This is a genomic window from Ruegeria sp. SAZD013, from assembly GCF_059612525.1.
This window is the reverse complement of the sequence record NZ_JBXWQT010000020.1, coordinates 543583-569004: the sequence shown is the minus strand read 5'-3', so window position 1 is coordinate 569004 and position 25422 is coordinate 543583. Positions and strand designations below refer to the sequence as shown.

Genomic DNA, 25422 nt, shown 5'->3' with positions numbered 1-25422 from the left:
GGCAATGCATCTGGATGCTTTGAAAACACTGGCTCTGTCGAAAAGTGACCGTCGTATCCTTGACCTGTTTGCGGCAGATGCAAACCGGGCTGGAGCTTTTTCAACCTCATCTGGGGATATGGTCTTCGACTATTCAAAAACACAGATCGATGATGCGGTGCGATCCGCGCTCATTCAATTGTGTGCAGAGGCTGATCTGGCGTCTCGGCGTGATGCGATGTTTGCGGGCGAGAAGATCAACGAGACCGAAGGGCGCGCGGTGTTGCACACGGCCCTGCGCAACCTTGATGGCGGGCCGGTTGAGGTGGACGGTCAGGACGTTATGCCCGAGGTTCTGGACACGCTGCATCGGATGCGCGTGTTCGCTGAAGAGGTGCGTGGCGGCGCCATCGCTGGGGCGGGGGGCAACTTTACCGATGTGGTCAATATCGGCATCGGCGGGTCAGACCTTGGCCCGGTCATGGCCACGTTGGCGCTGGCACCTTATCACGATGGGCCGCGGGTGCATTACGTCTCGAACGTCGATGGGGCGCATATCGCGGACACGTTGCGGCAGCTCGACCCGACGCGCACGCTGGTCGTTGTCGCCTCAAAAACCTTTACCACAATCGAAACGATGACCAATGCACGCACCGCCCGTGCGTGGATGTCCGAAGGCGGGGGCGATCCGACGCGTCAGTTTGCCGCCGTTTCCAGCGCTTTGGACAAGACGCAGGCCTTCGGTATTCCCGAGGCGCATGTTTTTGGTTTCGCTGATTGGGTCGGTGGGCGTTATTCGGTTTGGGGGCCGGTCGGCTTGCCGGTCATGATTTCGGTTGGTTCAAAAGCTTTTGACGCGTTTTTGCGTGGCGGGCAGGCGATGGATCTGCACTTCCGCTCGGCTGACTGGGATGAAAACATGCCCGTGATGCTGGCATTGGTTGGCATCTGGCATCGACAGGTTCTGGGATATACCAGCCGTGCGGTGCTGCCTTATGACCAGCGGTTGTTGCGTCTGCCCGCTTATTTCCAGCAGTTGGAGATGGAATCGAATGGCAAATCCGTGGCGATGGACGGGTCGTCCTTAACCATGCCTTCAGGACCTGTCGTCTGGGGTGAGCCGGGCACCAATGGACAACACGCGTTTTACCAGCTGATCCATCAGGGCACGGATGTCATTCCCTGCGAATTCATGGTTGCGGCCGAGGGGCACGAACCCGAACTGACCCATCACCACCGTCTGCTTTTGGCCAATTGTCTGGCCCAGTCCGAGGCCCTGATGCGTGGCCGTTCGTTCGAAGAAGCGCGACAACGCATGGCGCAGCAGGGGTATCTGGGTGATGAACTGGACCGGCAGGCCCGGCACCGGGTCTTCCCCGGTAATCGTCCTTCGACAACGTTGATTTACCCCAAACTCACACCGTTTGTGTTGGGTCAGATTATTGCGCTTTACGAACACCGGGTGTTTGTCGAAGGCGTGTTGCTGGGCATCAACTCTTTCGACCAATGGGGGGTTGAGCTGGGCAAGGAACTGGCCAATTCGCTCGGCCCCATTGTGGACGGTGAAGAAAGCGCCGAGGGCAAGGATGGGTCGACCGCGGCCTTGGTCGCCTACGCACTGAAACACCGGGATTAGGCGGCGGGAATGTAGTCCGCTATCGGTGTGGGTTGCATTCTCTTATTGTCAGACAATTAAATGATTGGCAGGGTTCCGTCTTAGGAAACGGCTGGACTGACGTGACAGGGAACACCTCTGCCTGTCAGTGCCAGACGGAACAGGCCGGGGCCAGGCAAGGTCCCGCCCATGACGGGAGGATGTCCATGCTGGGACAGATGATGACGCAGCCTTTGCTGATTTCGTCGTTGATTGATCACGCGCAGCGCTACCACGGCCAGACCGAGATCATCTCGGTCGAAACGGATGGAACAGTGACCGAAACCAACTGGTCCGAGATAGCCGTGAACGCCCGGCGTTTGGCGTCGGCCCTGACGCGGCTGGGTCTGGAGCCGCAGGACAGGGTCGCGACGCTGGCCTGGAACAATCGTCGCCATCTGGAGATCTATTATGCCACCTCGGGTGCGGGATATGTCTGTCACACGGTCAATCCGAGGCTTTTTCCTGAACAACTGACTTATATCATCAACCATGCTCAGGATCGGGTGTTGTTCTTTGATGCAACCTTCGTCCCGCTGGTTGCCACCTTGCACGGTGCGCTGAGGGATGTTCGCCATTTTGTTCTGATGGGCCCCCGCAATGATGACGCCGCCGCACAGATACCCGACGTGAAATTCTGTGATGAGCTGATCGAAACCGGTGACGCGGCCTTTAATTGGCCTGAACTGGATGAAAATACGGCCTCGGGGCTCTGTTACACGTCGGGCACAACTGGCCATCCCAAGGGGGTTCTTTATTCCCACAGATCGACGGTCCTGCACAGTTTCGCGTCGAATACGCGCGACGTGATCGGCTTTTCGGCGATGGATGTCGTGATGCCCGTTGTTCCTATGTTCCACGTTAATGCATGGGGGTCGCCTTATGCCTGCGCCATGTCAGGCTCGCGTCTGGTTTTGCCCGGCCCGGATCTGCATGGCGAGGCGCTGGTTAATCTGATCGACACCTATGGCGTGACGCTGGCCATGGGGGTGCCAACCATCTGGCAGGGACTGTTGGCACATGCCGCCAAATGCGGGACGAGCTTGAAAAGCCTCGAACGGACCGTGATCGGAGGAGCTGCTTGCCCGCCCTCGATGATGGAAACCTTCCGGAATAAATATGGCGTCGATACGGTCCATGCGTGGGGAATGAGTGAGATGAGCCCACTTGGTACGGCCAACTGCCCATTGGCCAAACATCTGGTGCTGCCGCTTGAAGAACAACACCTTATCCGTCTGAGTCAGGGCCGGCCTCCTTTCGGGGTTGAACTGAAAATCGTGGATGATGACGGAAAAGATCTGCCACATGACGGTGAAACGCAGGGCGATCTGATGGTGCGGGGGCATTGGGTGCTGGACAGCTATTTCCTGATGCAGGATCAGGATCTGTTGCAAGACGGTTGGTTCGCCACAGGCGATGTCGCAACGCTAGACGCCGATGGATACATGACCATTCGTGACCGATCCAAGGATATCATCAAGTCCGGAGGGGAGTGGATCAGCTCGGTCGAACTTGAAAACATCGCTGTTGCGCACCCGAAACTGGCAACTGCAGCCGTGGTCGGTGTTCCGCACCCGAAATGGGACGAACGGCCGTTGCTGGTCGCTGTAAGGGCCGAGGGGGAAAATCCAAGCGAAGAAGAGGTTCTGGCCTTCTTCGAAGGGAAAATCGCCAAATGGCAGATTCCGGACAAGGTTGTCTTTGTTGACGCGCTGCCGCTGAACGCAACCGGAAAGGTGCTGAAACGCAACCTGCGTGCGGATTTCAAGGATGCCCTTGGGGGGTGAGACGCGATCTGGCGGGGTGAATTGGCTCCGGCGGTAGGGATCGAACCTACGACCAATTGATTAACAGTCAACTGCTCTACCGCTGAGCTACGCCGGAACGGTCCGCGCCGTATAGCAACCGGAGTATCTGGCGTCCAGAGGGAGAGCAGCATTCTTGAGGAAAATCTTCCCAGCCCGAAATCTGAGCGTCAAGCTGTTCCTTGGGTCATTGCTGTTTGCTTGATGCTTGTACGGTAAGCTGTCAATCCCGGCTCAACTGAAACTTATATGTCGGGGTGCCGTTGTGGTGGAATCTTTGCCTGGGGAATCAAGTCGTCGCTATTGATTTCGCTGTCATGTGATGAGAATTCTGTAGGGGTAGATTGTGCCGGTTCAGAAACCACGGTGAATTGCAACGTCAAGCATCAAAAGCGAAAAGACCCGGAGATCAAATTGAATACGGCAAGCCTTGAAAGACCTGTTTTAACCATGCCGGAAAATGCGCAGCGTGTCCTGCGAAAGCACTATGATGCGGCCTCTGTAATTCTGGAATATGGCTCGGGCGGTTCGACTGTGGTCGCTGGGGAGATGGAAGCAAAAACTGTTTTCAGTGTCGAAAGTGATCGAGGCTGGGCTCGCATGATGCGGCGTTGGTTTCGTGAGAATCCTCCTAGTAGAGGGACTGAAGTCAATATTTCATGGGTCGATGTCGGTGAAACCAAGAAGTGGGGTTTTCCGGTAAATCAGGACAAATCGGCGCGCTATCCCAGATATCCGCTGTCAATCTGGCAGAGCAACGGATTTAAGCACCCGGATGTGGTTCTTGTTGACGGTCGGTTTCGCGTGGGTTGTGCTTTGGCGACGGCCTTCAATATTACCCGACCAGTGACCTTGTTGATCGACGACTACGGTGATCGCCCACGGTTACAAGCGGCGGAAGAGTTTCTGCCTAAGCCTGAGCTTGTTGGTCGAATGGCGATATTCGAGGTAGAGCCAATGCAGATTCCCGTCGATCGCTTGATTCGTGTCATTCGATTGTTAACGCTCCCTTAGGGACGTGTTAAATTCGGTTTGTTCCTTAAAGGGTCCGAGAAGCAAGCGCCGAACCAGCTTAACGCTTGGTTGAGATGTGCATGAAACTGGAATTGAACCTTAGCCATGTGAGTGATTGGCACGTTATTTCCAGCAAACCGGAAAATTCAAGATCGCGATCTGGGAAAAGCCAAATATCTGGTTTTCAGATATGTTTGGCTCCGGCGGTAGGGATCGAACCTACGACCAATTGATTAACAGTCAACTGCTCTACCGCTGAGCTACGCCGGAACTGAGGGGCGTATAGCAATCCGGATTCCCGGCGTCCAGAGGTTAAGCACGCGAACTTTAAAAAATTTTCGTGGCTTCAAGGATCTCTGCGAAAAATTGCGGTGGCAGATAGTTCGCCGTGTGGTGACACCTGTTTTTTACCAGTAAGATCAACGAGGTGGGCAAAAACGTTCCGCTCCGCGGCTGGCAGCAGGGTTACGGGTGTGTCGGTGTAGATACGCTTGGCCAATTGCCGCGCCGTTCCGTCTGCATCCTCCAAGGCAGTTAGAATCTGAGCTTCGCGGTTTTGCCTGTGTCGGATCAGCCAGTCCAATCGCGCGGCAGGGTCTGAAATTGGCGCACCGTGGCCCGCGTGAAAAACCGACCAGTCGCGCGCGCGCAGGCGGTGGCAGGCTGTCATGAAATCAGTCAGGTCTCCGTCCGGTGGTGACACCAACGAACTGGCCCATCCCATCACATGGTCGGCGGTGAAACAGGTATCCTGCCATGCCAGGGCAATGTGGTTTCCCAGATGCCCCGGAGTGTGAATAACCTCAAGCTGCCAGTTATCGCCCAAGATGACCTCACCATCCGCAACCTCTACATCCGGGCGAAACGCGGTGTCGATGCCTTCGCCACCTCCAGCCAACCCACGTGCTGCAAGGGTCGTCATAACTGCGCTGCGACCGGCTTCGGGGCCGCCAAACGCGTAGATCGCAGCCCCCGTTCGGGCGGCTAGGGGTGCCGCCAAGGGTGAGTGATCCAGATGGGCGTGCGTGACGACTATGTGGCTGATTCTCTGACCAGGTTGCAGTTCATTCAGGATCGCGTTCAAATGCTCTTCGCTTGCGGGGCCGGGATCAATGACGGCAATGTCGCGATCGCCTAGCAGATAGGTGTTGGTGCCGCGATAGGTCATCGGTGACGGGTTGGGGGCCAGAATGCGCCGCAGACCCGGTTGCAATTCTGTCGCAACACCAGCGGGTGGATTGAAATCGTCAGGTGCCTGCATTCTGTGCTCTTTCTCTTGTCCGGGCAGCCCGCTAGGTTTAGCGCATGTCGACGCACTGGCTCAAACCTTATATGCCACGCAGCCTATACGCCCGGGCAGCGCTGATTCTGGTTCTTCCTGTGATCGCGTTGCTGCTGGTTGTAGGAGTTTCCTTTCTTCAAAAGCATCTGGAAGATGTCACTGACCAGATGACGCGCGCAGCCTCAAGGGAAGTGATGCTGATCACCACCATGATGGACGGGGCCGAGACGCAGCACCAGGCATTGGCCGAAGTGCGCCCGGATCTTCTGGCGCTGGAAATGCAGGCCCGATTTCTGCCTCCCAACGAAACTCCCAAAACTGACCGTCCACGGTGGTACGACTTCATAGCACCTCAGGTCGAGGCAGAACTTCGTGCAAGGCTGCCGGAGCTGAGTGCTGTTGCGTTGCCAAGCAGCCGCGAGGCGCGTTTGTATCTGGATACGCATCTGGGGGTGCTGGAACTGACCTTCGACCGGCGCAGATTGTCGCCAGCGGCGCCGCATCAGTTGATCGTGACGATGCTGTTTTTCGCGATCATCATGACCTCGATTTCATTTCTGTACATGCGAAACCAGTTGCGCCCCATCACACGGCTGGCCGATGCGGCGCAGGCGTTTGGACGAGGGCGGAGCGTACCGTACTCCCCGGGCGGTGCCATCGAGGTACGCGCGGCGGGGAATGCGTTTCTGGATATGCGATCACGGATCGAACGTCAGATCGAACAACGGACGCTGATGTTGTCCGGCGTCAGCCATGATCTGCGCACACCTCTGACCCGCCTGAAGCTTGGACTGGCCATGCTGCCCGAGGACGAGGCACGACCTTTGTTACAGGACGTGGCGGAAATGCAGTCCTTGGTTGATGCATTCCTCGAATTCTCGCGCGGGGCGTCCGAAGGATCGCCTGAGGAAATCAATCCGGCTGAGTTTGTTCGACAGATTGTAGATGACGCGACACGAGCCGGGCATCCAGCCGAACTGGTCGCTGTCGAGGGGCAGGGAACGGCAATGCTGCGCCCAATGGCCGTTCGGCGGGCCGTCGAAAACCTGATCGGAAATGCTGTGCGCTACGGCAGCCAGGCTGAGGTCAGCCTGTCGCTGAATTCCAAGTCGCTGCGCATCCGTGTCGAAGATGATGGCCCCGGAATTCCCGCAGAGCAGCGCACAGAGGCCGTCAAACCCTTTACGCGGCTCGACCCTGCGCGCAACCAGAATCAAGGCAGTGGCGTGGGTTTGGGTTTGGCAATCGTGGCGGATGTTGCACGGGCCCATGGTGGCACCCTGAGACTGGCCAAAAGTGAACGCTTGGGCGGTTTGTGCGCGGATATCATTATTGGCCGGTAAACTGACACCTCTACCGGTTCAAACTCGCGCCAATATGACAATTTGTGCGTCTGGATTCCCGCGACAAGATTTTGGAGCATTTCAGCAAGACCTGTCACCCAAGGACGCTTTGATCGCAACTGGAAATCTGCGAACTGGACCAATGCCTTTAAATTCGAACCGCGTTTGGACAGGTTGCACGGGACAGGATGAATGCTTGTTGTCAAAAACGCAAACAAAACCAGTGAGATGTGCGGGGTGTTCAAGGCAAGTGGCGGTGATTTGGTAGGCCCGGAGGGACTCGAACCCCCAACCAAAGCGTTATGAGCGCTCTGCTCTAACCAATTGAGCTACAGGCCCGCCTAGGCGCATTGCGTATCACGGTGAACAGCCGCGTCAAGCCTGACCGTTGCAACAAACGCCACAATCGAATAACCCGCCCGCAAAGCATTCAAAAGGAACTGGCCATGACAGCGGGCAAGAACGGAATCACCTATGCCGATGCAGGCGTGGATATTGACGCGGGCAATGCTCTGGTTGACCGGATCAAACCCGCAGCAAAGCGAACCAACCGCCCCGGCGTGATGAGCGGTCTGGGCGGTTTCGGCGCACTGTTCGACCTGAAAGCTGCCGGGTACCAGGATCCCATTCTGGTTGGTGCCACGGATGGGGTTGGTACAAAACTGCGAATTGCGATCGACACCGGCGTCGTGGACGGGGTTGGCATCGATCTGGTGGCCATGTGTGTCAATGACCTGATCTGTCAGGGGGCCGAGCCCTTGTTCTTTCTCGACTATTTCGCGACAGGCAAGTTGGACACAGACACGGCCGCGCGGATCATTGAAGGAATTGCCGAAGGGTGTGCGCAATCCGGCTGTGCTCTGATTGGTGGCGAAACTGCCGAGATGCCCGGCATGTACCCTGATGGCGATTTCGATCTGGCCGGGTTCTCGGTCGGGGCAATGGAACGCGGCGCTGACCTGCCTTCTGGGGTCCAGGCGGGGGATGTGCTGCTTGGTCTGGCGTCGAACGGAGTGCATTCCAACGGGTATTCACTGGTACGTAAACTCGTCGAACTGTCTGGTCTGGGCTGGGATGCACCGTGCCCCTTTGGTGAAGGTTCATTGGGCGAGGTGCTGCTTACGCCGACGCGCCTTTATGTCAAACCGGCCCTGTCCGCGATCCGCGAAGGTGGCGTTCACGCGCTGGCCCATATCACCGGTGGCGGTCTGACCGAGAACCTGCCGCGCGTATTGCCGGATGGGTTGGGGGCACAGATTGATCTGGGCAGCTGGCAATTGCCGTCTGTTTTCAGCTGGATGGCGCAGACTGGTGGTATCGCGGAAGCTGAGATGCTCAAGACCTTCAACTGTGGCATCGGTCTGATCATGGTTTGCGACCCGGATAAGGCCGATCAGCTTTCGACCTTGCTGGCCGAGGCTGGCGAGACGGTGGCGCAGATTGGTACTATCACCGAAACGCCCGGAGTTGCTTATTCGGGCAAACTGCTGTGAGCCACAAGCGCGTCGCGATCCTGATTTCGGGCGGCGGGTCCAACATGGTGTCGCTTGTCGACAGCATGACCGGTGATCATCCGGCGCGGCCCTGTTTGGTCCTGTCCAACGATGCGCAGGCGGGCGGGTTGAAAAAAGCTGCGGACCGTGGCATTCCGACCGCAGTGGTCGATCACCGGCCATTCAAGGGCAATCGCACAGCCTTTGAGGCTGAGTTGCTGAAGCCCTTGGAAGACGCGCGGCCGGATATTGTCTGCCTGGCCGGGTTCATGCGGGTGCTGACCGCGGATTTCGTAACGCGCTTTCAGGGGCGAATGCTGAACATCCACCCCTCATTGCTGCCCAAATACAAGGGGTTACATACCCACGCCCGCGCAATTGAAGCGGGTGATGCGGAACATGGCTGCTCGGTCCATGAGGTGACGGCGGCGCTGGATGATGGCCCAATTTTGGGTCAGGCACGGGTGGATATCGAACCAGCGGATACCCCGGAAACTCTGGCTTCAAAAGTTCTGATCCGGGAACATGAACTTTATCCAGCGGTGCTGCGCCGCTTTGCCGAAGGCAACAGGTCACCCGTTCTCATGCAGTGAGGTTCCGAGGGTGATTTACACTCGCCTGAAAATCGTCCTATGGTCGACGGTATCGCTTGGGGGCGAGGGAAATTACGGGCACTCACAAGAGCAAGAGCAAAACTAGTACGGCGCATGAAAAATCTGACGACGACGCAAGAACTGGCTGATTTCTGCAAGGCGGCCGCAAGCTATCCATATATCACAGTCGATACCGAGTTTCTGCGCGAGCGGACCTATTATTCGAAACTGTGCCTCGTGCAACTGGCGCTTCCCTCTGATGATGAAGACAGCGCGGTTCTGGTTGATCCGCTGGTTGAAGGCTTGTCTCTCGAACCGCTGTATGAGCTTTTTCGAAACGAGAACGTGGTCAAGGTGTTCCACGCCGCGCGTCAGGATCTTGAGATATTCTGGGTCGAGGCCGGTGTGTTCCCCAACCCGTTGTTCGACACACAGGTCGCCGCGATGGTCTGCGGGTTTGGTGAGCAGGTCGGCTATGAGACGCTGGTGCGGAAGATCTGCAAACAGGGCGTCGACAAGACTTCGCGGTTCACCGATTGGTCCCGCCGCCCTTTGACAGAGGCGCAGAAAACATATGCACTGGCGGATGTGACGCATCTTCGCAGGATCTACGAATATCTTTCCGCGGAACTCAAGAAGACGATGCGCAGCCACTGGGTGGCTGAAGAACTGCGTACGCTGACGCAGCCTGCCACGTATGACATTCGTCCCGAAGAGGCCTGGAAGCGGGTCAAGACGCGAACGAATTCGGCCAAGTTCCTGGCTGTTGTACGCGAGCTGGCGCAGTTTCGCGAAAGGTATGCGCAGGAACATAACGTGCCGCGCAACCGGGTGTTCAAGGATGATGCTTTGATCGAACTGGCGTCGACCAAGCCCAAGACAATCGCCGATCTCGGTGGATCACGCCTTTTGCTGCGCGAGGCGCGCAAGGGCCCGATTGCCGAAGGTATTCTTGCCGCGGTGACGAAGGGCACGAATTGTCCGCAGGAAAATCTGCCGAAGATCGACAATTCCCGGGATAACCTGAAGGTCAACCCGGCTTTGGCCGACTTGCTTCGGGTTCTGCTGAAATCCAAAACTGAAAGCTCAGGCGTTGCGGCCAAGCTGATCGCAACAAGTTCCGAATTGGACCAGATTGCCGCTGGCGAACGAGAACTGCCCGCGATGTCGGGATGGCGTTACGAGGTCTTTGGGGAAGACGCACTAAAGCTGTGCGAGGGGAAAATCGCGCTGGCGGCCAAAGGGCAGGCGGTCAAGGTCGTCTCGCTTTAGCGGCGATTACCGCCGCCGCGATTCCAAAGTATTCTGTTGCCCGACAACACGGATCAGACGAATGCCTACAAGATCCTGGGTCGAGACATTAATGGCATCCGACACCATTCTTGTTCGTTCAGATCCTTGCGGGGTCTCTGTGCTGGGGTAATTCACGCGGAATACAAACTCCAGAATTCCCTTTTCTTTGTTTTCTTCTGAATTAACCGAAACCAAGCGTGCGTTATAGGCACCCTGCCGAAGCGCGGTGCCAGAGGAATAGATGATCGCGCCCGACGGAATTGGCTCGATCCGTAGCTCATCGATTTTGGCGATTGGAATGCTGGTATCTTCGGCGTCTGGGCGCGAAAACAGGCCTCTTCCCTCTCTTGTCTTGGGAACCAAAGCATCGGCGGCATTTGGGTCCGACGGCGTTTCAGACTTCACAGACCGGCTGGAGCCAAACCAGTTTGACGGATTCACCCGCGAGTCGCGCCAGCTGCCGCAGGCAGTCAGGGTCAGCATGGCGATGATAAGAACGGACAGAGACTTTTGCATGGACCCACTGCTTTTCACACGAATTCAGACAATGGGTTAGCGTAATTTCTTCGCGTTGAAAAGCCACAGCTGGGGCTGGACAGCAGGTGGTCGTCGGCATAGGTCACATTGTGATTTCAACGAAAGGATCATTGCGCCATGGCCACGCCTGCCTTTGAAGACATTGTCGAGGATTTCGAGTTTCTCGAAGACTGGGAAGACCGGTATCGCCATGTCATCGAACAGGGCAAGGCGATGGAGCCTTTGGATGACGCGTTGAAAGTTCCGGCGACAAAGGTTCACGGCTGTGCCAGTCAGGTCTGGCTGCATCCGATGATCGAAGCAGGTGTGTTCAAATTTGATGGCGACAGTGATGCGCTGATCGTTCGCGGGCTGATCGCCGTGCTTCGGTCCCTATACAACGGACTGCCGGTGACCGAGGTGCCGCAGGTCGATGCGGCGGCAGAACTGGCCCGACTGGGCTTGAACGATCATCTGTCAGCCCAGCGGTCCAATGGATTGCGGGCCATGATCGAACGCATCCGCCAGGTCGCGCAGGAAAACGCCTGAGGTCACTCGGGGCGGTTTGCCCAGTCTGACAAAGTGGTTTCCAGATCGCCGTAGCCGGTGAAACGACGTTCGAACGCCAATCCCATGCGGTCCGCGCATTTCCGTGCGCGTTCGGTCAGTTTCGGATCGTCGATCTGGGCCTGATAAATCAGTTTGGTGTAATTGCCGAAATACATGTCCCGCAGTTCCGGGTGGCGATCCAGGCCCAGTGGTTTCCAGACAAATGCGTCGAACTGGCGGGCCAGAAAGTCAGTCAGGTAGAAGGCAGTTGTTTCGTCCTCGCCGCGTTCTTGAAAGGCCTGATTGCCTTCGAAGAACGAATAGCAATGAGGGCCTTTTACCATCTCGACGCCCAGTTTTTCGCAGGCGGATTGCAGCAGACCTCCGGTTCCGCAATCAGCGTAAACCACATAGATTTTTTCGAACCTGTCGCGGTGTTTGGCCACGGTGTCTTCAACTGCCTGCGTGATCCGTTCCGGATGAACATGCAGGATTGCAGGCAGGCAGGTCAGAGCCATGTGATCCCAGCCGTTGCGCGTTTTGATATCCAGAATTTCGCGCGCAAGTGCCCCGCAGGCGATCAGCAGGATGCCTGCGTTTTCCACGCCGTCATAGCCTTTGGTTGTGAGGCTTGCATCATCCGGTAGCGTATCGCTTGGCATAGGTCGGCTTCCTTATGGGCTCATGGCACAAGAGAACGAAAACAGCTTGCAGGCAAGCCTTCTTCCGACATCTCGTGTCAGGCTGCCGACGTTCGTGTTTCGAATGCCGATAACAGAGGCCGCGCGGGCGGGCCGTAGGCGGCGATACCTTGCTTCAATAACTCGGGAAACAACGATAGGATATCCTGTCGGGCCGACCGATCAAGTGCGTTCCAGGTTTGGGCGCCGGGATGAAAGCTCTCGCTCAGGCAGCCTTCCGACCAGAGCAACTCATGCTGATCAAACAGCAGATGGATATAGGTTACGACCCCGCCGGGTTTGAGGATGATGTCATGTCCATTGACTAAGTGTTTGGCGGGGGCCAGCGCTTCGGAATAGCCGGTATGCAGTTCCAAGCGCCAGTTCCAGAGCAGCATCCTGTGTTGCTGCGACACCAGAAGGTCGCGTGCGTTTCCAAATGCGCCTGCCTTGAACAGAACCGGCGCGAACGTGCCTGCGGCCTGAACCCGCCGTTGCCCGGCCCAACGCACCGTTTGAAACCCGTGGTCAAGGGTTTCAACCCGGTCGCCGGGACGCAGCGTTTCTACCGGGCGTTCTCCCTTCCGTGTTCTGATCAACGTTCCGGGCGTAAAGCACGGGACCAGATCCCAGTCCTCGCGGCTTGACACCAGTCCCGAATACCGATTACCGGCAAGACTGTTGAAGGTGATCGAGTGTATAGGCCCCGCTTCCAGAGCGGCCTGATCTGCGTTGTCCGAGAACTCTGGCACCAGATATGTGTTGCCATCCACATCCTGCGCGACAACGGCAGTAATGTTTGCACTTGTGCCGTCGAAATAAGTGACAGTGGCGTGGTAAACTGATGTGCCATCAAAGGTTTGCGGCGCGCCGCCGTCGATCGAAAACCGATCATTGGCAGACATGTTGTTCATGTCATAGGCAGAGCCGGGGTTTCCTACGGCGCTCCATGTCACGCTGTTGTGCGATAATGGCGCGTCCGTGTAACCGAAGGTTTGCCCAACAAGCGCGGAGGCGTTTTCAGCGACGTAATTGCCCTCAACACGATCGATATCGGCGAGTTTGCCCAACGAAATGGCTGTGAATGACTGCGGCACGGGACCCCCGAAACTTGGACGTTTCGGTTTTTAACCGCACTTTCGTATACAATTGGATAATCAAGACGCCTAAAGACGGAGGCGGTGCAACAAAACGAAAAAGACCGCCCAAAACGGACGGCCTTTCAAGAAAAACCTGAGTGGTCTTAGCCAGCCAGTTGGTTGTGTTTGCGGCCCACGAAGTCCTTGGCGGTTTCCACTGCAACAGCAGCGTCACGGCAGTAGGCGTCTGCACCGATGGCTTTGCCGAACTCTTCGTTCAGCGGCGCGCCACCGACCAGAACAATGTAGTCATCGCGCACGCCCTGTTCGACCAGGGTGTCGATAACGACTTTCATGTAAGGCATCGTGGTGGTCAGCAGGGCGGACATGCCCAGAATGTCGGGCTGTTCCGTTTCCAGTGCTTCCAGATAATTCTCGACCGGGTTGTTGATTCCCAGATCGACAACTTCGAAGCCTGCGCCTTCCATCATCATCGACACAAGGTTCTTGCCGATATCGTGGATGTCGCCCTTCACGGTGCCGATAACCATTTTGCCAACACGCGGAGCACCGGTTTCAGCCAGCAGCGGCTTGAGGATCGACATGCCGCCTTTCATCGCGTTGGCCGCCAGCAGAACCTCAGGTACAAACAGAATGCCGTCGCGGAAGTCATGGCCCACAATGGTCATGCCGCCAACCAGAGCTTTGGTTAGGATGTCATACGGCGTCCATCCGCGTTCCAGCAGGATATTGGTGCCTTCTTCGATCTCTTCTTTCAATCCGTCATAGAGATCGTCGAACATCTGATCAACCAGTTCGTCATCATTCAGTTCGGACAGGACGATATCTTCTTCGTCGGACATGGGGTATTCCCTGTGCTGGGCGGGCCATCGGCCCGTGGTGGCATTTTTTCCGTTTTGGCCAAAACGTCGCATTCTGACTGTGACGATTGCGACGTTGGTCGTTTCGGGACCGACCTATATGCCAAAAATGGCACCGGCTCGATTGAAAAGTCTGCAATATTATCCTGTTTATTTTTCATCTGTGCGTTCCTGTTTCTTCGAAGGGTTGGCTTGCACAGGTTTTGTTTCACGCTTATCGTACGGCAAGAACAAATAGGGAACAAATATATCGTGAGCATCGGGTATGTCGTCAAGGCAAGGGGGGTGGCGTCCAATACTGCTGGGCGGTTTGAACGGTTTGCAACGCAGGCTGTTGATGACGGGTGGGACATCAATGAAGACTTGCCGCCCCTGCGAACCGAGACGCGGGATGAGGTGGCGCGCAGTGCAATCACCTATAACCGTTCACCCGATTTGCCTTTTGACCGTTCGATCAATCCGTATCGGGGGTGCGAGCATGGCTGTGTCTATTGTTTTGCCAGACCCAGCCACGCCTTTCTGGGCTTGTCCGCAGGATTGGATTTCGAAACTCGCCTTGTTGCGCGTCCCAACATGAGCATTGTTCTGCGCAAGGAACTGTCGGCAAAGTCCTACAAGGTCGCCACGATCGCAATCGGGACAAACACTGACCCATACCAGCCCATTGAAAAAAACAGACTGATTACAAGGTCTTGCCTTGAGGTCTTGCAAGAGTTCAACCACCCGGTCGCAATCGTGACCAAAGGAACATTGATCGAGCGTGATCTGGATATTTTGGCTGACATGGCCAGCCGGGGATTGGTGCGGGTCGGTATTTCGCTTACCACGCTGGATGCGGGTCTGTCCCGGCGGATGGAGCCCCGCGCACCGTCTCCGGCCCGTCGGTTGCAGACGATCAGAGCGTTGACCGATGCGGGCGTTTCGGTTCGCGTAATGACCTCGCCTATTGTGCCTGGGCTGACAGATCATGAGTTGGAGAGCCTGTTGGGCGCCGGAAAAGAGGCGGGCGCAGATGCGGCAAGCTGGATCATGTTGCGATTGCCCCGCGAAGTCTCGCAGCTTTGGCAGGACTGGCTGGCAGAGCACGAACCCGCCCGTGCAGAAAAGGTCATGTCCAAGCTGCGTGAAATGCATGGCGGACGAAATTATGACCCGCGCTGGGGGTACAGGATGCGGGGTGAGGGGGAATATGCCGAACTCATCGCCCTGAGATTCGCTAAAACCTGCAAAAGACAAGGGCTTTCGATCAAATCCGCTCCGTTACGATGCGACCGGTTTGCAGTTCCGCCGCAACCTGGGGATCAAATGAGCTTGTTCTGAAGCCAAATACCCAACCGTCCGCTGCTTCAGTATCGAAAGCAAAAGACCCCGGTTTAACCGGGGCCTTCTGGATTTATTGCGTGCTTTGATGGATCAGCGGTTTTCGATGTCCACGTAATCGCGCAGCGTCTCACCCAGGTACAACTGACGCGGGCGGCCGATCTTGTTCTGTGGATCTTCAATCATTTCTTTCCACTGGCTGACCCAGCCAACAGTCCGCGAAAGTGCAAAGATTGGTGTGAACATTGAGGTCGGGAAACCCATCGCCTCGAGGATGATACCCGAATAGAAGTCAACGTTCGGGAACAGTTTTTTGTCGGCGAAATACGGGTCTTCCAGCGCTTCGCGTTCCAGCTCTTTAGCAACCTGCAGTTTAGGGTTGTCTTCAATGCCCAGCAGATCCAGAACCTCGTCGGCCGACTGCTTCATCACCTTTGCGCGTGGGTCAAAGTTTTTGTACACGCGGTGGCCAAAGCCCATCAGGCGGAACGGGTCGTTCTTGTCTTTGGCACGGGCGATGAATTCGGGAATGCGATCTACGGTGCCGATCTCTTCCAACATTTCCAGACATGCCTGGTTGGCGCCACCATGGGACGGCCCCCACAAGCAGGCAATACCAGCGGCGATGCATGCAAACGGATTTGCGCCCGATGACGACGCCAGACGCACGGTGGACGTTGACGCATTCTGCTCGTGGTCTGCGTGAAGCGTTAAGATACGGTCCATCGCGCGGCTGAGGATCGGGTTGACCTCATATTCTTCGGCAGGAACGCTGAAACACATGCGCAGGAAGTTAGACGCATAATCCAAGTCATTGCGCGGATACACGAAGGGCTGCCCCGTGTGGTATTTATAAGCCCATGCGGCGATTGTCGGCATTTTGGCGATCAGGCGATGCGAGGCGACCTCGCGCTGATGCGGGTCCGCGATATCGGTCGAATCGTGATAGAAGGCTGACATTGCGCCGACAACACCGACCATAATGGCCATGGGATGCGCGTCGCGGCGGAAACCACGGTAGAAATACTGCATCTGCTCATGCAGCATGGTGTGGCGGGTGATCGTGGTTTCGAATTTCTCCAGATCTTTTGCGACCGGCAGCTCTCCGTAGAGCAGCAGATAGCAGACCTCAAGAAAGTGCGATTTCTCTGCCAGTTGGTCGATCGGGTAGCCACGGTGCAGCAACTCGCCTTTTTCACCATCGATAAAGGTTATTGTGCTGTCACAGCTTGCGGTTGAAGTGAAACCGGGATCATAGGTGAATACCCCTGCCTGACCGTAAAGCTTCCGAATATCAATGACATCCGGACCGGCGGTCGGGGTATGAACCGGCAACTCATACTCTTTGCCGTGAACGGTCAGAGTGGCTGTTTTGTTGCTGTCTGTCATGGTTATCCCTTCTTCATTCATACGCATGCCAAAGAAACCTCGGGCAGTGCGGGCAACGACTGCGCGCTTTCGCGCAGTCCGGGTGTTAGCGGAGCAGCGTTACCCGTTTATGAAATTCGGGTTATTTCGCTGCTTCTGAAAGCCGCGCCAGGGTTTCATCCCGTCCCAGCACAAGCATCATGTCAAAAACCGAAGGCGTGACGGCCCGACCAGCCAAGGCGGCCCTGAGTGGGCCAGCGAGCTTGCCGAACGTGAGCTCCTTTGACTCGGCAAAGGAATTCAGGGTCTCCTCCAGTTCGTCTCGAGACCAGCTAGCATTTTGCAACTGCGGCGTCAATTCTTCCAGTATACCGTCGGATACAGATGCCAGCGCCTTTGCGGCTTTCTCGTCGGGAACGATTGGGCGTTCCGTCAAGGCAAAGTGAGCCTTTTCAAGGAGTTCAGGAAAAGTCCGCGCCCGATCCTTGAGGCAATACATCGCACGTTCCAAATCACTCGATTGTGAATCTGTCAGGGGTGGTAAAGCAGCTGCGGCCAGGTAGGCTCCGATTTCATGCTGCAACGCAGCATCCTCAGAAATGGCGATGTGTTGACCACACAGGTTTTCCAGTTTTTTCAGATCAAACCGGGCAGGGCTTTTGCCGATGCCGTTCAGATCAAACCACTCCTTTGCCTGTGCATCAGTAAAGAATTCATCGTCACCATGGCTCCAGCCCAGACGGGCCAGATAGTTGCGCATCCCGGCGGCAGGATAGCCCATGGCCTGATACTCCTGCGCGCCAAGCGCGCCATGGCGTTTGGACAATTTCTTACCGTCTGGCCCGTGGATCAGCGGAATATGGGCCCAGACCGGAACATCCCAGCCCATTGCCTCATAGATCATCATCTGGCGCGCCGCGTTATTGAGGTGGTCATCGCCGCGAATGACATGGGTAACACCCATATCATGATCGTCGACCACCACTGCCAGCATGTAGACCGGTGTCCCGTCGGAACGCAGCAGAACCATGTCGTCCAGTTGGTCGTTGCGAATGGTCACGTCGCCCTGAACCTGATCGCGGATCACTGTTGTACCGTCCTGCGGAGCCTTGATGCGAATGACAAATGGCAGTTCGGGAAGAGCCGAAGGATCAGCGTCACGCCAGGGGCTGCGGAACAGGGTCGACTTGCCCTCGGCCCGCGCCTGTTCCCGAAAGGCGGCAATTTCGTCCTGCGTCGAGAAGCATTTATATGCCTTTCCCTCGGCCAGAAGCTGGTGCGCGACTTCGGCATGCCGGGCAGCTCCTTCGAACTGGCTGATTACATCGCCATCATGATCCAGTCCCAGCCATTCCATACCCTGAAGGATCGCGGTGGTTGCCTCGGGGGTCGAGCGCTCCCGGTCGGTATCTTCGATCCGCAGCAGGAACTTTCCACCACGTCCGCGGGCATAAAGCCAATTGAACAATGCGGTGCGTGCGCCACCGATGTGCAGAAAACCTGTGGGCGAGGGGGCAAAACGTGTGACGACCTGTTCGGACATGTTGAGGATTAACCTTTTGGTAACCGTATCTGGCATAGTTTGACGCCTGTCTAACGAGCCCGAAGGACGGGGGCAACCATGCGTGTTCTTGCACGGGTCGAGGCCGCGCTGCTGCACCAGACAGGGTACCTGTTTCCGTGGACGCCAGTCATGCTGGCAACGGGGATCGGTCTCTATTTCGGTGCCCGGAGCGAGCCTGGCTGGCCGGTATACGCTGGTCTTTCTTGCTTGTTCCTGGCTCTTGTTGTCCTGAGCCGCCGGCTGCCACCGGGGATGGGAGCGTTAGCGACCGGGGGGGCGCTGATTGCGGTCGGTGTCATACTGGCGGGCACTCGCGCCCATATGGTGGCAGAACCGGTTCTGTCCTGGCGGTACTATGGCCCTGTCGAGGGGAGGGTCGTCGCCATGGATCGGTCTGCCTCGGATGCGTTGCGGTTGACGCTCGATCAGGTGCGCGTAGGGGACGTACCGCAGGAGCGCAGGCCGCAACGCATCCGTCTTTCTGTTCATGGCGCAACAGACCCTTTTGCGCCTGGGCAACGGATCATGACCACAGCGCATCTTTCGCCGCCGCAGGGCCCGGTTGAACCTGGCGGGTTCGATTTTCGTCGCCATGCCTGGTTTCAGGAGCTGGGTGCGGTCGGGTATACCCGCGTTCCTGTATTGACGATTGCGCCAGTCAAGGACGGTATTGGCGGTGTTCGAATTACCGCAATCCGAATGGCCATATCGCGGCGAGTGAAACAAATCCTGCCCGGAGAAATCGGTGGGTTTGCCGCTGCCGTCACCACAGGTGATCGCAGTGGTATGGGGCAGGAGACGCTCTTGTCCCTGCGCGCGTCGAACCTGGCGCATTTGCTTGCCATTTCCGGGCTTCACATGGGGTTACTGACGGGTTTTGTTTTCGTGGCCTGCCGTATTGGTTTGTCACTGATCCCCTTCGTGGCGCTGCGGTTACCTGTCCGAAAAGTTGCGGCTGTGCTCGCGCTGATCGCGGCGACGATTTATTTGCTGTTGTCCGGCGGGAATATCGCAACCGAACGCGCCTATGTCATGGTCAGTGTCATGCTGGGGGCCGTGTTGATCGACAGGCGCGCGATCTCGTTGCGTGCGGTTTCCGTTGCTGCGCTGATCGTTCTGGTTCTTTGTCCCGAGTCGCTGCTGAGTCCGGGGTTTCAGATGTCCTTTGCGGCAACGACAGCCCTGGTTGCCGTCTTCGGCGCATTGCAACAGGTGGGTCCGTTACCCGGCCCGAATTGGTTGAAACCGATTGCTGGTGTGGTGATGTCCTCGGCGATAGCCGGGCTTGCCACGGCCCCAATTGGCGCTGCGCATTTCAATACGATGTCTCACTATGGATTGCTGGCGAACCTTCTGTCCGTACCCGTCATGGGCTTATTAGTTGTGCCTGCGGCGGTTGTCGCCGCACTGGCCGCCCCATTTGGATTGGAGGCTTTTCCGCTGACCGTTATGGGCTGGGCGCTGCATTGGATCTTGGGGGTGTCAAACTGGGTGTCGCACCTGGACGGTGCTCAGGGTTTCGTAGTTAGCCCGCCCTGGTATGTATTGCCACTTGTTGCTGTTGGTGCTTTGTGGCTGGCCTTGTGGCAAGGGCGCGCGCGTTGGTACGGTGTCGGGCCCGTCGTTCTGTCATTTCTGCTTTGGAACTCGGGCCACAGGCCAGATGTTCTGATCGCAGAAAACGGGGGGTTAGTCGGCGTGATGACCGCTCAGGGCCGGGCTTTGAGCAGAAGCAAAGGCAGCGGGTTTGTTGCCAGCGTCTGGCTTGAGAATGACGGTGACGGTGCCGATCAGATCGCGGCAGCAGGCAGATGGCCGGACAGCAGCACCGTTCAGCGGTACCCATATCAGGATATGGAAATCATCCATATCTCGGGCAAAAAGGCCGCGCACGCGTTCGACGAATGCAAGAACAACCAGATCATTGTTTCGACAGTTGCGCTGACCCTTGAGGGAGCGTGCGCCGTCTTCGATCCGGATCACCTGACCGAAACCGGCAGCCTGTCATTGTCGGACGGAAAGTTGACTTCAAGCGCGGAACTGACAGGTCACAGGCTCTGGTCCCCGAAGCCCGTCGGGGACCGTCGTTTGAATCCGGATCAATAGGTTCGGATCAGACCGACTAGGCGACCCTGAACCTTGACCTTTTCTTCAGGTAGAACGCGCGTCTCATAAGCCGGGTTGGCCGCTTCGAGAGCAATAGCGTTGCCGCGGCGGAAAAAGCGTTTCAGCGTCGCTTCCTGATCTTCTACCAGTGCAACCACGATATCTCCGTTATCAGCAGTCGCGGTTTCGCGGATGACAACCACATCACCGTCATTGATGCCCGCGTCGATCATCGAGTCACCGCGAACCTCAAGCGCATAGTGCTGGCCTTTCCCGGAAACCATGGGGCCGGGGACCGCCACGTGATGTGACACGTGACTGATCGCTTCAATAGGGACACCCGCCGCGATCCGGCCCATCACCGGCAATTCCAACGCGTCCACCGCAACCGGTTCAATATTGGCCGGGCGGGGGCCTCTGGGCCGGTCACCTTCGATCACGCGGGGTGAAAATCCGGCAGTTGGTTCACCGCCAAGGCTTTCAGGAAGTTTCACAATTTCAATCGCGCGGGCACGATGCGCGAGGCGACGGATAAAGCCGCGTTCCTCCAGCGCAGTGATCAGCCTGTGGATGCCGGATTTCGACCGCAGGTCAAGCGCGGCCTTCATTTCATCGAAACTGGGCGGAACACCGTCCGCCTGCACGCGTTTTTGGATGAATTTCAACAAATCCAATTGCTTCTTGGTCAGCATTGCTCACACCTCGTCGCTCATGCGTTTTCTTTTGTTCTACGCATGTTCACGTTTTGTGTCAATGAATTTGGGCGAAGCTCAGATCGGCAGGTATCGAACCGTTTCCCCGGCCTTGCGGGCGGGGTCGTTCGGGGGACGGACCAAAAGGGCGTTTGCCTGCGCCAGAACGCTGAGCAGAGAGCTGTCCTGATCTGCACAGGCCTGGATACCCGTTTCGCTTAGAACCGCACGCATGTAATGCTCGCGCGGGCCGTTTTGTGACAGTGGTTCGGTCAACCGGGCAGAGTGAAAGGGTGGCAGAACCATTTCCAGCCCCAGCATCCGCCGCACCATCGGGGCAAGGAACAGATAGCCACAGACCATCGCGCTGACCGGGTTCCCCGGAAGCCCGACCATCGCGGTGTCACCCATGCGACCAGCCATCAGAGGTTTTCCGGGGCGCATTCGGATCTTGTAGAAAGACCGATCCATCCCCAGCCCCTGCGAAACGTCAGACACAAGGTCGTAGTCCCCAACCGACGCACCGCCAATCGTCACGACGAGATCGGCCCCTCGTGCCAGGTGAAAAGCCGTTTCAAGTGATGAGACCGTATCCCGTGCAATCGGAAGGACACGAACCACAGCACCGAGCCCCTCAAGCAACGCCCGCAGTCCAAACGTGTTTGACGCGATAATCTGGTCCGGTCCCGGTTCTTCGCCGGGCATGACAAGTTCGTCGCCGGTCGAGATCAGGGCAATGACGGGTTTTCGAGAAACCGGGACCCGCGCGACATTCATCGCAGCCATCAGTGCAATGTCTTCGGCGCGGATCAAACGCGGTGCCGTGATGGGAGTGCCTGTCATAAAATCCACACCGGCAGGGCGGATGTTCGTTTTGGGGCCGGGGTCGTCTGTGATCGTGATCAGATCGCCACGCCGGTCGGTATCTTCCTGAATCACAACGAAATCCGCGCCCTCGGGAACCGGAGCGCCGGTAAAGATACGCACGGCCTGACCGGGGCCCATCGAGCCGTCGAAACGACGACCCGCAGCGGATTCGCCCACCACTTTGAACATGGCATGAAGCTCGACTTCGTCGGCTTTGACGGCATAGCCATCCATCGAAGATGCCGCAAATGGCGGCTGGTCGCGCGTTGCCACAACCTCGTGCGACAGAACACGTCCCGCAGACTGGGCCAGGGGAACCTGTTCCGAAGGTAGAGGGCCGACAAGATCGAACAGCAGGGCGCGCGCTTCTTCGACGGTAATCATTTCGCCTCGTAACGTCCTGATTTTCCGCCGTCTTTAAGACTTAAATGAATGCCGCCAATTTCCATCGCTTTGTCGACGGCTTTGGTCATGTCGTACACAGTCAAGGCCGCGGTGGAAACGGCGGTCAGGGCCTCCATCTCAACTCCGGTTTGACCTGACGTTTTGACCGTTGCTTCGATCTGAACTCCCGGCAGATCCGGGTCGAGGGTCAGTTCAACGGCAACCTTAGTTACTGGCAAAGGATGGCAGAGCGGGATCAGATCCGGCGTCTTTTTTGCACCCATGATGCCGGCCAGGCGGGCAACGCCCAAAACATCGCCCTTAGCGGCGCGTTGTTCTGAAATGATTTCATAGGTTTCCGGTGCCATCTTAACGTGACCCACAGCCACGGCTATACGATCTGTGACCTCTTTGCCCGAGACGTCGACCATGTGCGCCTGACCTTGAGCATCGAAATGGGTCAGCGGCATCACATCACTCCGGGGATAAGCGGATTGGACAGGATGTGGCGGGTGGCCGCTTCGACATCGTCCTGGCGCATCAGGCTTTCGCCGATCAAAAAGCACCGGGCGCCATAGCGCGCAATATCCCGCAAATCTTCTGGCGTGCCCAACCCGCTTTCGCACACGATAGTACGGTCTGCCGGTACCAGTTTGGACAAGCGCCGAGTCGTATCAAGAGTGGTTTCGAAGGTCTTGAGATTGCGGTTGTTTATGCCGATCAAAGGACTTTTCAGTTGGGCTGCGCGTTCAAGCTCGGCTTGGTCGTGAACCTCAATCAGAACGTCCATCTCCCAATCGAAAGCGGTTTGTTCCAACTCGGCTGCCTGATCATCGCTGACGGATGCCATGATGATCAGAATACAGTCGGCTTCCAAAGCACGTGCCTCAACCACCTGATAAGGGTCATACATGAAATCCTTACGCAAAGCGGGCAGAGATGTCGCGTTACGCGCTTGTGTTAGATATTCCTTGGCACCCTGAAAGCTCGGCGTGTCGGTGAGCACGGACAAACACGCAGCACCGCCTTCTTCATAGGCCTTGGCCAAGGCAGGCGGATCAAAATCTGGCCGGATCAAACCCTTGGAGGGGCTGGCTTTCTTGACCTCGGCAATCAGGCCGTAACCTTGCCGGGACGCAGCTTGAAGAGCTGCGGCAAACCCGCGGGTTTCCGAAGCGGCGCGTGCTTCACTTTCCAGATTTTCCAAGGACTTATGAGCCTTGTCTGCTGCGATCTCTTCCAGTTTGTAGGCTTTGATCTTGTCCAGAACGGTTTCGGTCATGCGGCCTCCTGAGTCTTGGCGGCCAAGGCCGTGATTTTGTTTTTGGCTTCACCGCTGTCGATGCTCTCGGCAGCCATGGCCACGCCTTCGCGCAGATCACTTGCAGCATCGGCGACAATTAATGCGGCGGCAGAGTTCAGCAACACGGCGTCACGATACGCGGACGGGGCGCCGTCCAGCAGCGCACGAAATGCGATGGCATTTTCTTCAGGGGTTCCGCCGAGGATGTCTTCGAAAGGGTGCACAGGCAGGCCGGCATCCTCGGGGTGCAGCTCGACCTCTTTGATCACGTCATCTTCTAAAGCGGCGACCCAGCTGATACCGGTGATCGTCAATTCGTCTGTCCCGTCTGATCCGTGCACCAGCCACGCGCGATCTGACCCCAGCAAGCCTAGTGTTTCAGCCATGGGGCGGATCAACTCGCGGCTAAAGGCGCCAGTCAGTTGCCGTTTGACACCGGCAGGGTTGGTCAGCGGGCCAAGGATATTGAAAATCGTGCGCGTTCCCAGCTCCTGCCGCGAAGGCATAACATGCGCAATAGCCGGGTGATGCATCGGCGCCATCATGAATCCGATCCCGACATCTTTCAATGCGCTTTCAACGACTTGCGGGCCAACCATGACGTTGATGCCCATTTGACCCAATGCATCCGCTGCGCCTGATTTGGAACTTAGGTTGCGGTTGCCGTGTTTGGCGACTGTCACGCCAGCGCCTGCGACGACAAAGGCCGTCGCGGTCGAGATATTCAGAGTACCTTTTCCGTCCCCGCCCGTGCCAACGATGTCGATCGCCCCTTCGGGCGCCCGCACGGCATTGCACTTGGCGCGCATCACAGCCGCGGCCGCGGCATATTCATCAACCGTTTCCCCCCTTGTACGCATGGCCATCAACAGCCCGCCAATCTGGCTTGGCGTGGCTTCGCCGTTGAACAGGATGCCAAAGGCAGTCTCGGCCTCTTTACGGGTCAGCGGACGATCGGCGGCTGCTCCAATCAGCGGTTTCAGCGCGTCGCTCATGCGGGGACTTTCAGTTCTTGCAGGAAATTCTTGAGAAGGGCGTGACCATGCTCGGACGCAATCGATTCAGGGTGGAACTGAACACCGTGAATAGGCAGTTCCCTGTGTTGCAGCCCCATGATCGTGCCGTCTTCCAGCTCGGCTGTGATCTCAAGACAGTCGGGCAGCGTCTCGCGCTCGACCACCAGCGAATGGTAACGTGTGGCTTCAAAGGGCGATGGAAGGCCAGCAAAGACGCCTTTTCCGGTGTGGTGCATGATGCCCATTTTGCCGTGCACAATTTCGTGGCATCGTACCACCTTGCCACCGAACGCCTGTCCGATGGTCTGATGCCCAAGGCAAACCCCCAAAAGAGGTGTTTTTGTCTCGGCGGTGGCTTCGGTCAGAGCCAGACAGATGCCCGCCTGATCCGGGTCGCAGGGGCCGGGGCTTAGCAGGATCCCAGCCGGGTTCATGGCCATTGCTTCTTGCACATCCAGCGCATCATTGCGGCGAATGACCATTTCGGCACCAAGTTCGCCCAAATAATGTACCAAATTGTAGGTAAACGAGTCGTAGTTGTCGATCAGCAGCAGCATATGGGCACTTATCTTCGCTTGGGCATTTCGGGCTGGCGATGCAACCCCGGGCCACGGTATAATGTCCGCACATACATGCTCAGG

23 protein-coding genes and 3 tRNA genes are annotated in these 25422 nt (G+C 57.1%); 10 read left to right on the top strand and 16 right to left on the bottom strand.

From position 1 onward, the window contains the following. Nucleotides 1–4 precede the first annotated feature (4 nt). Complete coding sequence (pgi, locus tag AC2FLU_RS09035; protein WP_480553637.1) at nt 5–1615, top strand: glucose-6-phosphate isomerase; 1611 nt, start codon at nt 5–7, stop codon at nt 1613–1615. 185 nt (nt 1616–1800) lie between these two features. Next, nucleotides 1801–3420 (top strand): long-chain-fatty-acid--CoA ligase, encoded by a 1620-nt coding sequence (locus AC2FLU_RS09030; RefSeq protein ID WP_496714340.1) that lies wholly within the window; start codon nt 1801–1803, stop codon nt 3418–3420. 22 nt (nt 3421–3442) lie between these two features. On the opposite strand, the gene AC2FLU_RS09025 is transcribed toward AC2FLU_RS09030, so the two are convergent. Then, nucleotides 3443–3517, bottom strand: a tRNA-Asn gene (locus AC2FLU_RS09025). 170 nt (nt 3518–3687) lie between these two features. On the opposite strand from AC2FLU_RS09025, the gene AC2FLU_RS09020 reads away from it, so the two are divergent. Further along, nucleotides 3688–4452, top strand: a complete 765-nt coding sequence (locus tag AC2FLU_RS09020; RefSeq protein ID WP_480553633.1) for a hypothetical protein — start codon at nt 3688–3690, stop codon at nt 4450–4452. Nucleotides 4453–4647: 195 nt separating this feature from the next. On the opposite strand, the gene AC2FLU_RS09015 is transcribed toward AC2FLU_RS09020, so the two are convergent. Both AC2FLU_RS09015 and AC2FLU_RS09010 read right to left on the bottom strand, forming a co-directional pair. Beyond that, nucleotides 4648–4722: transfer RNA gene (locus tag AC2FLU_RS09015), tRNA-Asn, on the bottom strand. Nucleotides 4723–4798: 76 nt separating this feature from the next. Continuing rightward, entirely contained in the window at nt 4799–5713 is a 915-nt protein-coding gene (locus tag AC2FLU_RS09010; RefSeq protein WP_496714337.1) for an MBL fold metallo-hydrolase, read from the bottom strand. A gap of 44 nt (nt 5714–5757) precedes the next feature. Between AC2FLU_RS09010 and AC2FLU_RS09005 the strand changes: the two genes are divergently transcribed. Further along, nucleotides 5758–7077: an ATP-binding protein gene (locus tag AC2FLU_RS09005; protein WP_496811948.1), complete on the top strand. Its 1320-nt coding sequence runs from the start codon at nt 5758–5760 to the stop codon at nt 7075–7077. Nucleotides 7078–7339: 262 nt separating this feature from the next. Here AC2FLU_RS09005 and AC2FLU_RS09000 read toward each other — a convergent pair. Then, nucleotides 7340–7416 (bottom strand) — tRNA-Ile (locus AC2FLU_RS09000). A 107-nt stretch (nt 7417–7523) separates the two neighbouring features. Here AC2FLU_RS09000 and purM point away from each other — a divergent pair. The 3 genes from purM (at nt 7524) to rnd (ending at nt 10435) form a co-directional block, all read left to right on the top strand. Continuing rightward, the gene (gene purM, locus AC2FLU_RS08995) at nt 7524–8570 is read left to right on the top strand and encodes a phosphoribosylformylglycinamidine cyclo-ligase (protein ID WP_496714335.1); all 1047 of its coding nucleotides are present in this window, start codon (nt 7524–7526) and stop codon (nt 8568–8570) included. Next, nucleotides 8567–9163, top strand: coding sequence for a phosphoribosylglycinamide formyltransferase (gene purN, locus AC2FLU_RS08990; protein WP_496811947.1), 597 nt, complete (start codon nt 8567–8569; stop codon nt 9161–9163). Before purM ends, purN begins: the two co-directional genes overlap by 4 nt. Nucleotides 9164–9277: 114 nt before the next feature. Beyond that, nucleotides 9278–10435, top strand: coding sequence for a ribonuclease D (gene rnd / locus AC2FLU_RS08985; protein ID WP_496811946.1), 1158 nt, complete (start codon nt 9278–9280; stop codon nt 10433–10435). Between the two features lie 6 nt (nt 10436–10441). On the opposite strand, the gene AC2FLU_RS08980 is transcribed toward rnd, so the two are convergent. Continuing rightward, a complete protein-coding gene (locus AC2FLU_RS08980) occupies nt 10442–10972 on the bottom strand; it encodes a hypothetical protein (RefSeq protein ID WP_496811945.1) in 531 nt (176 codons plus the stop codon). A gap of 138 nt (nt 10973–11110) precedes the next feature. Here AC2FLU_RS08980 and AC2FLU_RS08975 point away from each other — a divergent pair, with 138 nt between their 5' ends. Continuing rightward, nucleotides 11111–11521 (top strand): SufE family protein, encoded by a 411-nt coding sequence (locus tag AC2FLU_RS08975; RefSeq protein ID WP_480472984.1) that lies wholly within the window; start codon nt 11111–11113, stop codon nt 11519–11521. Between the two features lie 2 nt (nt 11522–11523). Here AC2FLU_RS08975 and AC2FLU_RS08970 read toward each other — a convergent pair whose 3' ends face one another. From AC2FLU_RS08970 to AC2FLU_RS08960, 3 genes are all read right to left on the bottom strand, one after another. Further along, complete coding sequence (locus tag AC2FLU_RS08970; protein ID WP_480517173.1) at nt 11524–12183, bottom strand: DUF1638 domain-containing protein; 660 nt, start codon at nt 12181–12183, stop codon at nt 11524–11526. Nucleotides 12184–12260: 77 nt separating this feature from the next. Further along, entirely contained in the window at nt 12261–13298 is a 1038-nt protein-coding gene (locus AC2FLU_RS08965) for a Hint domain-containing protein (protein WP_496714330.1), read from the bottom strand. Nucleotides 13299–13444: 146 nt separating this feature from the next. Beyond that, nucleotides 13445–14143 carry a corrinoid protein gene (locus tag AC2FLU_RS08960; protein ID WP_209503809.1) on the bottom strand — a complete coding sequence of 233 codons (699 nt, stop codon included), beginning with the start codon at nt 14141–14143 and terminating at the stop codon, nt 13445–13447. A gap of 270 nt (nt 14144–14413) precedes the next feature. Between AC2FLU_RS08960 and AC2FLU_RS08955 the strand changes: the two genes are divergently transcribed. Next, on the top strand, nt 14414–15481 hold the full coding sequence (locus AC2FLU_RS08955; RefSeq protein WP_480553619.1) for a PA0069 family radical SAM protein: 1068 nt from the start codon (nt 14414–14416) through the stop codon (nt 15479–15481). A gap of 93 nt (nt 15482–15574) precedes the next feature. Here the strand turns inward: AC2FLU_RS08955 and gltA are convergent, their stop codons facing one another. Together gltA and gltX are read right to left on the bottom strand one after the other, a co-directional pair. Continuing rightward, nucleotides 15575–16870 (bottom strand): citrate synthase, encoded by a 1296-nt coding sequence (gene gltA / locus AC2FLU_RS08950; RefSeq protein WP_480472976.1) that lies wholly within the window; start codon nt 16868–16870, stop codon nt 15575–15577. Between the two features lie 121 nt (nt 16871–16991). Continuing rightward, complete coding sequence (gene gltX / locus AC2FLU_RS08945) at nt 16992–18392, bottom strand: glutamate--tRNA ligase (protein WP_496714381.1); 1401 nt, start codon at nt 18390–18392, stop codon at nt 16992–16994. Between the two features lie 78 nt (nt 18393–18470). On the opposite strand from gltX, the gene AC2FLU_RS08940 reads away from it, so the two are divergent. Beyond that, nucleotides 18471–20519: a ComEC/Rec2 family competence protein gene (locus AC2FLU_RS08940; protein WP_496811944.1), complete on the top strand. Its 2049-nt coding sequence runs from the start codon at nt 18471–18473 to the stop codon at nt 20517–20519. Here the strand turns inward: AC2FLU_RS08940 and lexA are convergent. From lexA to AC2FLU_RS08910, 6 genes are all read right to left on the bottom strand, one after another. Beyond that, nucleotides 20513–21211: a transcriptional repressor LexA gene (gene lexA, locus AC2FLU_RS08935; RefSeq protein WP_496808769.1), complete on the bottom strand. Its 699-nt coding sequence runs from the start codon at nt 21209–21211 to the stop codon at nt 20513–20515. The genes AC2FLU_RS08940 and lexA overlap by 7 nt on opposite strands. 78 nt (nt 21212–21289) lie before the next feature. Further along, nucleotides 21290–22462 (bottom strand): molybdopterin molybdotransferase MoeA, encoded by a 1173-nt coding sequence (locus AC2FLU_RS08930; protein WP_496808770.1) that lies wholly within the window; start codon nt 22460–22462, stop codon nt 21290–21292. Next, the gene (gene moaC, locus AC2FLU_RS08925) at nt 22459–22932 is read right to left on the bottom strand and encodes a cyclic pyranopterin monophosphate synthase MoaC (RefSeq protein WP_496808800.1); all 474 of its coding nucleotides are present in this window, start codon (nt 22930–22932) and stop codon (nt 22459–22461) included. The genes AC2FLU_RS08930 and moaC overlap by 4 nt, the downstream gene beginning before the upstream one ends. Next, nucleotides 22932–23744, bottom strand: a complete 813-nt coding sequence (trpC, locus tag AC2FLU_RS08920; protein WP_496808771.1) for an indole-3-glycerol phosphate synthase TrpC — start codon at nt 23742–23744, stop codon at nt 22932–22934. The genes moaC and trpC overlap by 1 nt, the downstream gene beginning before the upstream one ends. Further along, nucleotides 23741–24760: an anthranilate phosphoribosyltransferase gene (gene trpD / locus AC2FLU_RS08915; protein ID WP_480517159.1), complete on the bottom strand. Its 1020-nt coding sequence runs from the start codon at nt 24758–24760 to the stop codon at nt 23741–23743. The genes trpC and trpD overlap by 4 nt, the downstream gene beginning before the upstream one ends. Next, complete coding sequence (locus tag AC2FLU_RS08910; protein WP_496808772.1) at nt 24757–25338, bottom strand: anthranilate synthase component II; 582 nt, start codon at nt 25336–25338, stop codon at nt 24757–24759. Before AC2FLU_RS08910 ends, trpD begins: the two co-directional genes overlap by 4 nt. Nucleotides 25339–25422 lie beyond the last annotated feature (84 nt).